Genomic DNA, 12,032 nt, shown 5'->3' with positions numbered 1-12,032 from the left:
AACTCCTTACTGCGCCACCGGGGCGTGCTTGGCGCGGTAGTCATCCACCGCCGCCTTGATGGCGTCTTCGGCCAGGATGGAGCAGTGGATCTTGACCGGCGGCAGGGCCAGTTCTTCGGCGATCTGGGTGTTCTTGATGTCCAGGGCCTGGTCCAGGGACTTGCCCTTGACCCATTCGGTCACCAGCGAGCTCGAGGCAATCGCCGAGCCGCAGCCATAGGTCTTGAACTTGGCGTCTTCGATCAAGCCGGTAGCCGGGTTGACCTTGATCTGCAGCTTCATCACATCGCCGCAGGCCGGAGCACCGACCATGCCGGTGCCGACCGAGTCGTCGCCTTTTTCAAAAGCGCCGACATTGCGGGGGTTTTCGTAGTGGTCAACGACCTTGTCGCTATAAGCCATGATGTTCTCCTGTTATTTGCTGCTGCGATCCGTCAGTGGGCGGCCCACTGGATGGTGCTGATGTCGATGCCGTCCTTGTACATATCCCACAGCGGCGACAGCTCGCGCAGCTTGGCCACACGGTCCTTCAGCGTGGCGATGGCGTAATCGATTTCTTGCTCGGTGGTGAAGCGGCCTATGGTCATGCGCAGGCTGCTGTGCGCCAGCTCATCGCTGCGACCCAGGGCGCGCAAGACATAGCTGGGTTCCAGGCTGGCCGAGGTACAGGCCGAACCCGAGGACAGGGCCAGACCCTTGACGCCCATGATCAGGGACTCGCCTTCCACATAGTTGAAGGAGATGTTCAGGTTGTGCGGCACGCGCTTCTCCAGGTCGCCGTTGACGAACACCTGTTCGATGTCCTGCAGACCGTCCAGCAAGCGGGTGTGCAGGCGGCGGATGCGCTCGTTGTCGGCCGCCATGTCCTCGCGCGCGATGCGGTAGGCCTCGCCCATGCCGACGATCTGGTGGGTGGCCAGGGTGCCGGAGCGCATGCCGCGCTCATGGCCGCCGCCATGCATCTGGGCCTCCAGGCGCACGCGAGGCTTGCGGCGCACAAACAGGGCACCAATGCCCTTGGGGCCATAGGTCTTGTGCGAGGCCAGGCTCATCAGATCGATGGGCAGCTCGGCCACATTGATCTCGATCTTGCCGGTGGCCTGGGCGGCGTCGACGTGGAAGATGATGCCTTTCTCGCGGCAGAAATTGCCGATGGACACCACGTCCTGGATCACGCCGATCTCGTTATTGACGTAGAGCACCGAGGCCAGGATCGTGTCCGGCCGTACGGCGGCCTTGAACTTATCGAGGTCCAGCAGGCCGTTCTCTTCCACATCGAGATAAGTCAGCTCAAAGCCCTGGCGCTCCAGCTCGCGGCAGGTGTCCAGCACGGCCTTGTGCTCGGTCTTCAGGGTGATGATGTGCTTGCCGCGGGTCTTGTAGAACTGCGCCGCGCCCTTGATGGCCAGATTGATGGACTCGGTGGCGCCCGAGGTCCAGACGATCTCGCGCGGATCGGCGCCGATCAAGGCCGCCACCTGCTCGCGGGACTTCTCCACAATCGCCTCCGCCTCCCAGCCCCAGGCATGGCTGCGCGAGGACGGATTGCCGAAATGCTCGCTGAGCCAAGGCACCATGGCGCTCACAACGCGCGGGTCGACCGGCGTCGTCGCGCCGTAGTCCATATAGATGGGGAAATGCGGTGTCATTTTTTCTTGTGCCAACAAAGAGGAAAGAATTACTTGCTCAGGACATTGCCCAGGGCAAAGACCGAGTTGGGAGCGGTGACGCGGATGGGCTTGAGCACGGGTTGCGTCGAGATGGCGCGTTTGATCGAGGCCTCCTCGATGGTGACGCCCTTGGCCAGCTGATCCTCGACCAGCTTGCGCAGCGACACCGAGTCCAGATACTCGATCATCTTGGCGTTCAAATTGGTCCAGAGTTCATGGGTGATGCATTTGCCGGTGTTCTCGCCCATGCAGTTTTCGTGCCCGCCGCAGCCGGTGGCGTCCAGGGGCTCGTCCACGGCGACGATGATGTCGGCCACGGTGATCTCGCTGGACTTGCGGCCCAGGGAATAGCCACCACCGGGGCCGCGCGTGCTTTCCACCAGCTCGTGGCGGCGCAGCTTGCCGAACAGCTGCTCCAGATAGGACAAAGAGATTTGCTGGCGCTGGCTGATGGCCGCGAGCGCCACCGGCCCGCCGTTTTCACGCAGGGCCAGATCAATCATCGCGGTGACGGCAAAACGACCTTTGGTGGTAAGGCGCATCGAACTCTCCTTCGGTCCACAAGACCATGGGGCAGCACAGGCAAGCGTGGGTGAAGCCCGCCAGGGCCGGCGGCCACCCGCAAAGGCGGCGCCGGGTATACCCTGGCTTATTTCCGACCATTTTACTCAATTACTGGCAGGCTTGCCGGGCACAGCCTTTGCCCGCTCAGGAAACGGGGTGTTCTCAGGCACGCGCCGCGGGCGGCACATGGTCGTGCACCACGGCGCCAAAGGCCTGTTCGCGCAGCTGGGCCAGCTGATCGCGCACCCGGGCCGCTTTTTCGAACTCCAGATTGCGGGCATGCTCCAGCATCTGCTTCTCCAGCAAGGCCATGCGCTTGCTGAGGTCTTTCTCCGACAAGTCCTCCACCGCTGCCATCTGCAAGAGCTTCTGATCGTCGCGCCCGGACTTCTCGGAGTAGACGCCGTCAATCATGTCCTTGATGCGCTTGACGACCGAGCGCGGCGTGATGCCATGCTCGGCATTGAAGGCTAACTGTTTGGCTCTACGCCTCTCGGTCTCGTCGATAGCACGGCGCATGGAATCGGTGATGCGGTCGGCATACAGAATCGCCTTGCCGCGCAGATTGCGGGCCGAACGGCCTATGGTCTGGATCAGGCTGCGCTCGGAGCGCAAAAAGCCTTCCTTGTCGGCGTCCAGAATGGCCACCAGCGAGACCTCGGGAATATCCAGGCCCTCGCGCAAGAGATTGATGCCCACCAGCACATCGAAGGCACCCAGGCGCAGATCGCGCAGAATCTCCACCCGCTCCACCGTGTCCACATCGGAGTGCAGATAGCGCACCTTGACGCCGTTATCGCTCAGGTAATCGGTCAGCTGTTCGGCCATGCGCTTGGTCAGCGTGGTGATCAGGACGCGCTCACTGCGTTCCACCCGCTCGCGGATCTCCTGCAGCACATCGTCCACCTGATGGGTGGCGGGGCGCACCTCCACCTCCGGGTCCACCAGGCCGGTGGGCCGCACCACTTGCTCGACGATCTGGCCCGAGTTCTCCTGCTCATACGTTGCCGGCGTGGCGGTGACGAAAACGGCCTGGCGCATCTTGCGCTCGAATTCGGCGAACTTGAGCGGGCGGTTGTCCAGGGCCGAGGGCAGGCGGAAGCCATACTCCACCAGCGTGGTCTTGCGCGCCCGGTCGCCGTTGTACATGCCGCCGAACTGGCCGATCAGCACATGGCTTTCGTCCAGAAACATCAGGGCGTCGGGCGGCAGATAGTCAATCAAGGTGGGCGGCGCCTCACCCGGCTGGGCGCCGCTGAGATGTCGGGTGTAATTCTCGATGCCCTTGCAATGACCCACCTCCTGCAGCATCTCCAGATCGAAGCGGCTGCGCTGCTCCAGGCGCTGGGCCTCCACCAGCTTGCCGTCGCGCACAAACTCGCCCAGGCGCACGCGCAACTCCTCCTTGATGCCCTCCATGGCGGCCAGCACCCGCTCGCGTGGGGTCACGTAATGGCTGCTGGGGTAGACGGTGAAACGAGGGATCTTCTGCCGCACCTTGCCGGTCAGGGGATCGAAGAGCTGCAAGGTCTCGACCTCGTCATCGAACAGCTCGATGCGCAGGGCCAGTTCTGAGTGCTCGGCCGGGAAGACGTCGATGGTGTCGCCCCGCACCCGGAAAGCGCCGCGACTGAACTCCACCTCGTTGCGGGTGTACTGCATGCGGATCAGCTGAGCGATCACGTCGCGCTGACCCAGCTTGTCACCATTGCGCAGCGTCATCACCATCTGGTGATAGTCGGCCGGGTTGCCGATGCCGTAGATGGCCGAGACCGAGGCCACGATCACCACATCGCGCCGCTCCATCAGGCTCTTGGTGGCCGACAGGCGCAGCTGCTCGATGTGCTCGTTGATGGCGCTGTCCTTCTCGATGAAAAGATCGCGCTGCGGCACATAGGCCTCGGGCTGGTAGTAGTCGTAGTAGCTAACAAAGTACTCGACCGCATTGTTCGGGAAGAAGTCCCTGAACTCGCTGTAGAGCTGGGCCGCCAGCGTTTTATTGGGCGCGAAGATGATGGCCGGCCGGCCCAGGCGGGCGATCACATTGGCCATGGTGTAGGTCTTGCCCGAGCCGGTCACGCCCAGCAGGGTCTGGAAGCTCAGGCCATCGTTGATGCCCTCACACAGCTGCGCAATCGCCGTGGGCTGATCGCCGGCCGGCGGAAAGGGCTGAAACAGCTCGAAGGGCGAGCCTTCGAAAGAAACGAACTCACCCTTCGGCCCTTCGGCGGATTCCTTGGTTTCGTCACTGAGGCTGACTGATGATGAGTCCTGCATACGTCGTTTTCCTGGGTCTTGACTATCACGGCATTCGCGGGCCGGGAACAAAACACGGCCCGGCAAGGCCTAAAATCTCGGCGCCGCGCAACCCGACAGGTTAGCGCAGGCCAAGCCCTTGCGTCGGCTGCCTGGCCAGATATTGCCAGCCGCAGTCACGCCGACTCCCTCCGCTATTGCCAACGTCCTGTCAGGAAGCCTTCCCATGTCTTTGTTCGCCGCCGTCGAAATGGCCCCCCGCGACCCCATCCTGGGTCTGAACGAGCAATTCAACGCCGATCCCAACCCTGCCAAAGTCAATCTGGGCGTCGGCGTCTATTTCGACGCAAACGGCAAGCTGCCCCTGCTGCGCTGTGTGGCCCAGGCCGAGGCCGCCATGCAGGCCGATCCCAAGGCGCGCGGCTACCTGCCCATCGACGGCATCGCGGCCTATGACAAGGCCGTGCAGGGCCTGGTGTTTGGCGCCGACAGCGCCGTGCTGCAGGCCAAGCGCGTAGCCACCGTGCAGGCCATTGGCGGCACCGGCGGCCTGAAGATAGGCGCCGACTTCCTCAAGCGTCTGAACCCCGACGCCCAGGTGCTGATCTCCGACCCCAGCTGGGAAAATCACCGCGCCCTGTTCAGCAATGCCGGCTTCCAGGTCGGCAGCTACCCCTATTACGATGCCGCCAAGCTAGGCATCAACTTCGACGGCATGCTGGCGTCGCTCAACACCGCCACCGCCGGCACCGTGATCGTGCTGCATGCCTGCTGCCACAACCCGACCGGCTATGACCTCAGCCCCGCGCAGTGGGAGCAGGTGGTGGCCACGGTCAAGGCCCGCCAACTGGTGCCCTTCCTGGACATGGCCTACCAGGGCTTTGGCGAAGGCATTGCCGAGGACGGCGCGGTGATCCAGCAATTCCTGGCCGCGGGTCTGGATTTCTTCGTCTCCACCAGCTTCTCCAAGAGCTTCTCGCTCTACGGCGAGCGCGTGGGCGCGCTGAGCGTGGTCTGCGCCTCGGCCGAGGAAGCCGGCCGCGTGCTCAGCCAATTGAAGATCGTCATCCGCACCAATTACTCCAACCCGCCCACCCATGGCGCCCAGGTGGTGGCCCTGGTGCTGGGCACGCCCGCCCTGCGCCAGCTGTGGGAGGAAGAGCTGGCCGGCATGCGCTTGCGCATACGCGCCATGCGCAGCGCCCTGGTCGAGGCACTGAAGACCGCTGGCGTGGATCAAGACCTCAGCTTCGTCACTCGCCAAAAAGGCATGTTCAGCTACTCGGGCCTGAACGCCGCTCAGATGCAGCGTTTGCGCAGCGAGTTCGGCGTCTACGGCGTGGACTCGGGCCGCATCTGCGTGGCCGCGCTGAACGAGCAGAACCTGCCCCAGGTGGCGCAGGCCATGGCCGCGGTGATGCGCGGCTGAGTTCGGGCCCTGGCCGAGACAGGGCCCGCTGCGGCGGGCCCCCAGACTCTTCTTTTCAAAACAAGGCGGCAACTCCGCCGGAGTTCGGGCCATTGCGGGGATGACTAAATCAGTTTTGCCGGTTAGCCTAGAACACAAGCAGATTCGCCATTTTGGCGTCAGCGAGTTGTCAGTTTCACCGCAGGATTTTGATAAAATGCTGCAGCGCACAAATTCTGGCATCATGGCCAGAATTGCCCACCCCGAAAGCCAGAGTCCATCCCATGCTGTATCAACTTTTTGAAACCCAGCGCGCGCTGATGAGCCCCTTCTCGGAGTTCGCCAGCGCCTCGGCCAAGCTCTACAGCCACCCGCTGTCCCCGTTTGCTCATACGCCCATGTCGCAGCGAGTTTCCGCCGGCCTGGACCTGATGCACCGCCTGGCCAAAGACTACGAAAAACCCGAGTTCGGCATCCGTGGCGTGGAGGTCGACGGCGTTGAAGTGGCCGTGCAGGAACTGGTGCCGGTGAGCAAGCCCTTTTGCCGCCTGCTGCGCTTCAAGCGCTATACCGACGATCCGGGCGTGCTGAGCAAGATGAAGGACCAGCCCACCGTGCTGGTCGTCGCTCCCTTGTCCGGCCACCACAGCACCTTGCTGCGCGACACCGTGCGCCAGCTGCTGAAGGATCACAAGGTCTTCATCACCGACTGGACCGATGCCCGCATGGTGCCGCTGGAAGTCGGCCCCTTCCATCTGGACGACTACATCGCCTACGTGCAGGAGTTCATCCGCCACATCGGCGCGGACTGCCATGTGATCTCGGTCTGCCAGCCCACCGTGCCGGTGCTGGCCGCCATCTCCTTGATGGCCTCGAACGGCGAGCCGACCCCACGCAGCATGACCATGATGGGCGGACCCATCGACGCCCGCAAGAGCCCCACGGCCGTCAACAATCTGGCCATGAACCGCAGCCACAGCTGGTTCGAGAACAATGTGATCTACCGCGTGCCGACCAATTTTCCGGGCGCGGGCCGTGCGGTCTACCCAGGCTTTTTGCAGCACACCGGTTTTGTGGCCATGAACCCGGATCGCCATCTGAGCTCGCATTACGACTACTTCCTCGACCTGGTGCGGGGCGACGACGACAGCGCCGATTCGCACCGCCAGTTCTATGACGAGTACAACGCGGTGCTGGACATGCCGGCCGAGTACTACCTGGAAACCATTCGTGTCGTGTTCCAGGATTTCTCCCTGGTCAACGGCACCTGGATGGTCAATGGCCAGCTGGTGCGTCCGCAAGACATCAGCCAGACCGCCTTGCTGACCATAGAAGGCGAGTTGGACGACATCTCCGGCACCGGCCAGACCCGCGCGGCCCATGATTTGTGCTCGGGCGTCGCAAGCGAACACCAATTCCATTACGACGCCCTCGGTGCCGGCCATTACGGCATCTTTGCGGGCCGCCGTTGGCGCGAAAACATCTACCCCGAGGTGAAGAACTTCATTCTCAAATACGACCACCCCAATGCCGTGGGCGCTGCCACCAAGAAAACCGCGGCCGCTCAGCCCAAGGCGGCAACGGGCAGCGCAGCCAGCACCCGCCAGATCGAGGCGCCCAAGCGCCCGGCTCGTGCCAAGAAAAGTACGGCTTGACTCTCCCGACCCCCCTCCCCGCCCCTGTCCAGCCTGAGCTTGGCGCCGCTGCCGGCCCACAACTCAGGCTGATCGAACGCCTCAACGCCGCGCTGCCGCAAACGCAGTGCACGCGTTGCGGCTACCCAGACTGCCACAGCTACGCCCAGGCCATCGCCCGGGGCGAGGCCGCCATCAACCAATGCCCGCCAGGTGGCGCCGTCGGCGTGGGGCGTTTAGCCGCCATCACCGGCGTGAACCCCGTGCCCGCGCTCAGTGCCGAGCACGGCCTGGAGGCGCCCCGCCTGCTGGCCGTGATCGACGAGGACTGGTGCATAGGCTGCACCCTATGCATCAAGGCCTGCCCGGTGGACTGCATCGTCGGCGCGCCCAAGGCCATGCATCTGATCGTGGCCGAGCAATGCACCGGCTGCGAGCTCTGCCTGCCGGCCTGCCCGGTGGATTGCATCAGCCTGCTCAATATCAGCGGTGAACAGACCGGCTGGGACGCCTGGAGCCCCTTGCTGGCGGATCAGGCGCGGCAGCGCTACGAATTCCATCAGATCCGCACGGCCCGCGCGCCGGCGGAGAACGAGGCCCGCCTGCTGCTCAAGGCCCAGCACAAGCTGGAAGGCCTGAGCAGCAATCCCGCCGAAGTCACCAAGAATGCCGAGCCCGATGAAGTGGCGCGCAAGAAAGCCACCATAGCGGCAGCCCTGGCCCGCGCCCGGGCCAAGCGCGAAGCGCAGGCCTGAACCCCAAGCTCAGGCACTCAGGCCTTGGGCCAGTCTTCGGAAAGCCCTAACTGAACCGACAGACGGGCCAGCATCTCGCCCGCCTCGGCACTGAGCCAGAAGGCTCGCTCGCTCGCGCGTGCGCCCCGTATCAGGTCGGCCCGCGTCTGGGTGGCGGCGGCCCGGCCCGGGTGCGTCATCATCAGGCCACCATCCGGCAACGAGGCCAGCCAGGCCTCGGCCAGCTGCGGAAACTGGGCCTCGGGACCGAAGTCATAGACGCCGGCGAAGTCGCGATTGCAGCGCAGCCCACCCTGCCGGGCCCCGCGGCGCAGCGCGGCCGAACCCAGGGCCGCGATGACGGCGGCCTTGCTTCCGCGCCAGCTTTGATTGCCGGTGCAGCGCAAGGCGCAGCGCTCGCCATAACGCGAACTCAGGGCGGACAGCACCGCCTGCCGGACCTGGGGCAGCTGGTGCACATGTTGATGACCATCCAGATAATCCGGCGCCCGCTGCATGGCGGCCTCATAAGCATCCAACTGGGTATTCACCCAGGCCTGTACCTGCTGCGCATCCAGGCGACGTGCGTAGGCCTGGCCAATCCAGCCCGACAGGGCTCGGCCGGGCGCATAGTCGGCAAACTCGTTCAGGTCCAGATGCAGGCCAAAGTCGGCGCCGCCGACCCGTTCACGCAAGGCCGGCGCCCAGGCCGACCAGAGCGGCGACAAGACCATGCAGCTGGTGGCGCTGATGCGACCGGCATCCAGGCACTCCAGAATGCCCTGGCTGATCGCATCGTCAAAAGCAAAGTCATCGGCGCAGATCTGTATGCGCTTCAAGGCCGCCCCCTTCATGCCGCCCTCGTGCGGAAGGCCCAGAAGCGGCTGAGCATCCAGGTCATGGCGGCCACACCGACCAGCACCAGCAACAGGGCCAGGCGGTACTCCATGCCCAGGCCTAGCAGCAAGGCGTAGAGCAACTCATTGCTGGCAAAACCCAGCACGGCCACGGCCGCAAAACGGGGCAGGGACTCGCGCACCGTGGCCTGCTGCGCGGCGAAACTCAGGCGATGGTGGCCCGCAAAGCTAATGCCAAAAGCCAGGAGAAAGCCGGCCACATTGGCCGCCAGGGCCGGTAAGGCCCAGTTCTCGACCAAGATCCAGACCACGCCGAAATGCACGGCCGCGGCCGAGGCGCCCACCACGCCAAACCAGAGCAGAGACTTCACAACTCCTCCGGCGCGTCCAGCGGGGGTGTCAACTCCTGCACCAGATAGAGCGGGCGCTGCTTGACCTCGTCGAACACCCGGCCCAGATACTCGGCAATGATGCCCAGGCACAGCAGTTGCACACCGGCCAGAAAGGTGATGGAGGCGGCCAGCGTGGCAAAGCCGGAGACCGGGTTGCCGAACAAGGTCTTCTCCAGAATGATCCAGAAGCCGAAGAACACCGACACCGCCGACACCACAAAGCCCAGCAGGGACACCATGCGCAGCGGCACCTTGCTGAAGGCCGTCAGCCCCACGACGGCCAGGGACAGCAGGCGCATGAAGTTGAAGCTGGTCTCGCCATGGGCGCGGGCATCGGGCACGAAGTCGATTGCGCGCGATTTGAAACCCACCCAGGCGAACAAGCCCTTCATATAGCGGGCCCGCTCGGGCAGGCTGCGCAAGGCCAGCACCACGCGCCGGTCCAGCAGGCGGAAATCGCCGGCGTCCGAGGGCAGCTCAAAGCGCGAATCGCGCTGCATCAACCAGTAGAAAAACTTGGTGTAACCGCGCCGGGAAGCGGACTGGGAAGCGCGCCGCCCGGTCTGCACGCCGTAGACCACGTCAAAACCCTCGCGCCAGGCGGGCAGCATCTCCAGCGCCGTGGCAATGGGATGCTGGCCGTCGGAATCCATGGTCAGCACCACATCGCCCTCGGCCGCGTCCAGGCCGGCCGACAGCGCCGCCTCCTTGCCGAAATTGCGTGACAGGCGCAGCAAGCGCACCGGCAAACCTTGCTGGATCAGGCCATGGACCACCAGCGCGGTTTCGTCCTTGCTGCCATCGTCGACCACCAGCAATTCCAAGCGGCGCGCCTGGCCTTGCAGCTTGGCAGCCAACTCCGGCAGAAACCAGGCCAGATTCTTCGCCTCGTTGAAGGCCGGCAAAACCACGGACAAAAGCCCGGGCAGGCCGCGCCCGCGTGTCAGCGCGGAAGAGCTTACAGGCGGAGCAATGGTGGGGGAGGTAGAAATAGCTTGTTGCATCAGCGTGGACCAGCCGCGACACCCTCGTCGCGCAGCAGACATTGTTCCTTGTTACAGACCAGCGCATCGCTGGGGCGTGAAGATTTTTTCTCGACCGGCAGCACCTTGAAGGCCGGCGCACCCGGCCGACCGGGCAGGCCGGCGTACAAGCGGCCCTGGGTGTAGAAAAAGGCCGAGTACGGCGGCTTGCTTTCGTAGCGCAGCGCGCAGTCCTCGGCCGGGCAGGCGGCGCGGTAGGCATCGATCAGGGGCTTGTCCGAATGCTGTTGGCCCACCTCGGGCAGCTTGACGAAGAAAGCCCAGGCGTAAAGCGCCGTCCACAGCAGGGCCAGGCCCCAGGCCTTGGCTCCGCTCAAGGCCCGCTCCGGCAACACCGTCACCGCCAGCAAGGCCAGGCCGGGCAAGGCCGTCATGGCATAGGTGAAGATCAGATTGCGCGAGGCGCTGAAGATCAGCAGCGGCGCCAGCACGATGCACAGGGCATAACAAGCCAGCTCCACGCCACCCGAGGCCTGCAACTGCCGCTTGAGGCTGCCCGCCCCCTGGCGCCAGCGCAACAAGGGCAGGCGCGCCAGCAGGAGCAGCACGGCCGGCAAGGCCGCGACCAGGGTGAAGGCCCAGATCATGCCCAGCGGCTGGGCATGGGCGAAGCCATAGCGGTCGCCCTTCCAGCCGGGCTGCAGAAAGCGCATCACATGCTCGCCCAGCACAAAGTACTGCAAGAAACCCGGCGTCTTGATTTCGGCAACGATGTACCAGGGCAGGGACAGGCCCAGGCAGATCAGCCACACCGAAGGGTCGCGCAGCACGGTCAGCACCACCGCCCAATGCCTGCGCCAAGCAGCATGGATCAGAATGGGCAGCAAGGCCAGCACGGCCGCGGCCGGCCCCTTGGTCAGCAAGGCCAGAGCCATGCCCAGACCCAGAATGCGGGCGGCCTGCTGGCGCGCCCTGCCCTCGCTGTTCAAGACCCGCCACCAGGCCGCCTGCACCAGCATCACGCAAGCACCCAGCGTGGCATCGGTCATCACCGCGCCGGCGCTGATGAAGAACAAGGGACTCAGGCTCAGCAGGGTCAGGACGGCGGCGATCTGCAAGCGGCTCAGGCTGCCGCGCAACATCCAGGCCAGGGCGGCCAGGCTCATCAGGCTCCAACCAACAGCCGGCAGACGCGCCGCCCACTCGCTGATGCCGAAGGCCTGCATGCTCAGGGCCTGGCTCCAGGTTGATAAAGGGGGCTTGGCCCAGAAGACCTCGGCGGGCGTGATGTGCGGGCTGACCCAGTCACCCAGCTGAACCATCAGGCGGGCAATCTCGGCGTAGCGCGCCTCGGTGTGATCCGTCAGCGGCATGGTGGCCAGGCTCAGCAGGCGCAGCAGCAGGATCAGGGCCAGCACCCAGAGCCAGGGCCGGACGGACAGACGCATGTCTTTGGAAAGATTCATGGAACGAGCGAAAAAATCAATCTTGTTTTGCAAGCAGCAAGGGGCGCCATCATGCCTGAGCTTGCAAG

11 protein-coding genes are annotated in these 12,032 nt (G+C 64.4%); 3 read left to right on the top strand and 8 right to left on the bottom strand.

What is annotated here, in order from left to right; genetic code table 11:
* Nucleotides 1-6: 6 nt before the first annotated feature.
* The 4 genes from iscU to uvrB form a co-directional block, all read right to left on the bottom strand.
* Nucleotides 7-402 carry a Fe-S cluster assembly scaffold IscU gene (gene iscU / locus HNP55_RS17185; RefSeq protein WP_184302094.1) on the bottom strand — a complete coding sequence of 132 codons (396 nt, stop codon included), beginning with the start codon at nucleotides 400-402 and terminating at the stop codon, nucleotides 7-9.
* Between the two features lie 32 nt (nucleotides 403-434).
* Nucleotides 435-1,649: an IscS subfamily cysteine desulfurase gene (locus HNP55_RS17180; RefSeq protein WP_184302091.1), complete on the bottom strand. Its 1,215-nt coding sequence runs from the start codon at nucleotides 1,647-1,649 to the stop codon at nucleotides 435-437.
* Nucleotides 1,650-1,678: 29 nt separating this feature from the next.
* Nucleotides 1,679-2,212 carry a Fe-S cluster assembly transcription factor gene (locus HNP55_RS17175; RefSeq protein WP_184302088.1) on the bottom strand — a complete coding sequence of 178 codons (534 nt, stop codon included), beginning with the start codon at nucleotides 2,210-2,212 and terminating at the stop codon, nucleotides 1,679-1,681.
* Nucleotides 2,213-2,396: 184 nt separating this feature from the next.
* Complete coding sequence (uvrB, locus tag HNP55_RS17170) at nucleotides 2,397-4,511, bottom strand: excinuclease ABC subunit UvrB (protein WP_184302085.1); 2,115 nt, start codon at nucleotides 4,509-4,511, stop codon at nucleotides 2,397-2,399.
* 205 nt (nucleotides 4,512-4,716) lie between these two features.
* Here uvrB and HNP55_RS17165 point away from each other — a divergent pair, with 205 nt between their 5' ends.
* The 3 genes from HNP55_RS17165 (at nucleotide 4,717) to rsxB (ending at nucleotide 8,287) form a co-directional block, all read left to right on the top strand.
* Nucleotides 4,717-5,919 carry an amino acid aminotransferase gene (locus HNP55_RS17165; RefSeq protein ID WP_184302082.1) on the top strand — a complete coding sequence of 401 codons (1,203 nt, stop codon included), beginning with the start codon at nucleotides 4,717-4,719 and terminating at the stop codon, nucleotides 5,917-5,919.
* 263 nt (nucleotides 5,920-6,182) lie between these two features.
* Nucleotides 6,183-7,553, top strand: a complete 1,371-nt coding sequence (locus HNP55_RS17160; protein WP_246448489.1) for a polyhydroxyalkanoate depolymerase — start codon at nucleotides 6,183-6,185, stop codon at nucleotides 7,551-7,553.
* Nucleotides 7,554-7,621: 68 nt separating this feature from the next.
* Nucleotides 7,622-8,287 (top strand): electron transport complex subunit RsxB, encoded by a 666-nt coding sequence (gene rsxB / locus HNP55_RS17155; RefSeq protein ID WP_246448512.1) that lies wholly within the window; start codon nucleotides 7,622-7,624, stop codon nucleotides 8,285-8,287.
* 17 nt (nucleotides 8,288-8,304) lie between these two features.
* Here the strand turns inward: rsxB and HNP55_RS17150 are convergent, their stop codons facing one another.
* The 4 genes from HNP55_RS17150 to HNP55_RS17135 all read right to left on the bottom strand — a co-directional run bounded on the left by HNP55_RS17150 (nucleotide 8,305) and on the right by HNP55_RS17135 (nucleotide 11,964).
* A complete protein-coding gene (locus HNP55_RS17150; RefSeq protein WP_184302079.1) occupies nucleotides 8,305-9,105 on the bottom strand; it encodes a ChbG/HpnK family deacetylase in 801 nt (266 codons plus the stop codon).
* 11 nt (nucleotides 9,106-9,116) lie between these two features.
* Nucleotides 9,117-9,494, bottom strand: coding sequence for a GtrA family protein (locus HNP55_RS17145; RefSeq protein ID WP_184302076.1), 378 nt, complete (start codon nucleotides 9,492-9,494; stop codon nucleotides 9,117-9,119).
* Nucleotides 9,491-10,426 (bottom strand): glycosyltransferase family 2 protein, encoded by a 936-nt coding sequence (locus HNP55_RS17140; RefSeq protein WP_409993754.1) that lies wholly within the window; start codon nucleotides 10,424-10,426, stop codon nucleotides 9,491-9,493. Before HNP55_RS17140 ends, HNP55_RS17145 begins: the two co-directional genes overlap by 4 nt.
* A 92-nt stretch (nucleotides 10,427-10,518) precedes the next feature.
* On the bottom strand, nucleotides 10,519-11,964 hold the full coding sequence (locus HNP55_RS17135) for an ArnT family glycosyltransferase (RefSeq protein WP_184302071.1): 1,446 nt from the start codon (nucleotides 11,962-11,964) through the stop codon (nucleotides 10,519-10,521).
* Between the last annotated feature and the right edge of the window lie 68 nt (nucleotides 11,965-12,032).

This window comes from Roseateles oligotrophus (genome assembly GCF_014204525.1).
GTDB lineage: Bacteria > Pseudomonadota > Gammaproteobacteria > Burkholderiales > Burkholderiaceae_C > Paucibacter_A > Paucibacter_A oligotrophus_A.
Note: the sequence above shows the minus strand (reverse complement) of the source record. Positions and strands in the feature narration are given on the sequence as shown.

Excerpts from the sequence above, each read along its gene's own strand:
- iscU (WP_184302094.1), bottom strand. The coding sequence starts at position 402 with ATGGCTTATAGCGACAAGGTCGTTGACCACTACGAAAACCCCCGCAAT.
- HNP55_RS17180 (WP_184302091.1), bottom strand. The coding sequence starts at position 1,649 with ATGACACCGCATTTCCCCATCTATATGGACTACGGCGCGACGACGCCG.
- HNP55_RS17175 (WP_184302088.1), bottom strand. The coding sequence starts at position 2,212 with ATGCGCCTTACCACCAAAGGTCGTTTTGCCGTCACCGCGATGATTGAT.
- uvrB (WP_184302085.1), bottom strand. The coding sequence starts at position 4,511 with ATGCAGGACTCATCATCAGTCAGCCTCAGTGACGAAACCAAGGAATCC.
- HNP55_RS17165 (WP_184302082.1), top strand. The coding sequence starts at position 4,717 with ATGTCTTTGTTCGCCGCCGTCGAAATGGCCCCCCGCGACCCCATCCTG.
- HNP55_RS17160 (WP_246448489.1), top strand. The coding sequence starts at position 6,183 with ATGCTGTATCAACTTTTTGAAACCCAGCGCGCGCTGATGAGCCCCTTC.
- HNP55_RS17135 (WP_184302071.1), bottom strand. The coding sequence starts at position 11,964 with ATGAATCTTTCCAAAGACATGCGTCTGTCCGTCCGGCCCTGGCTCTGG.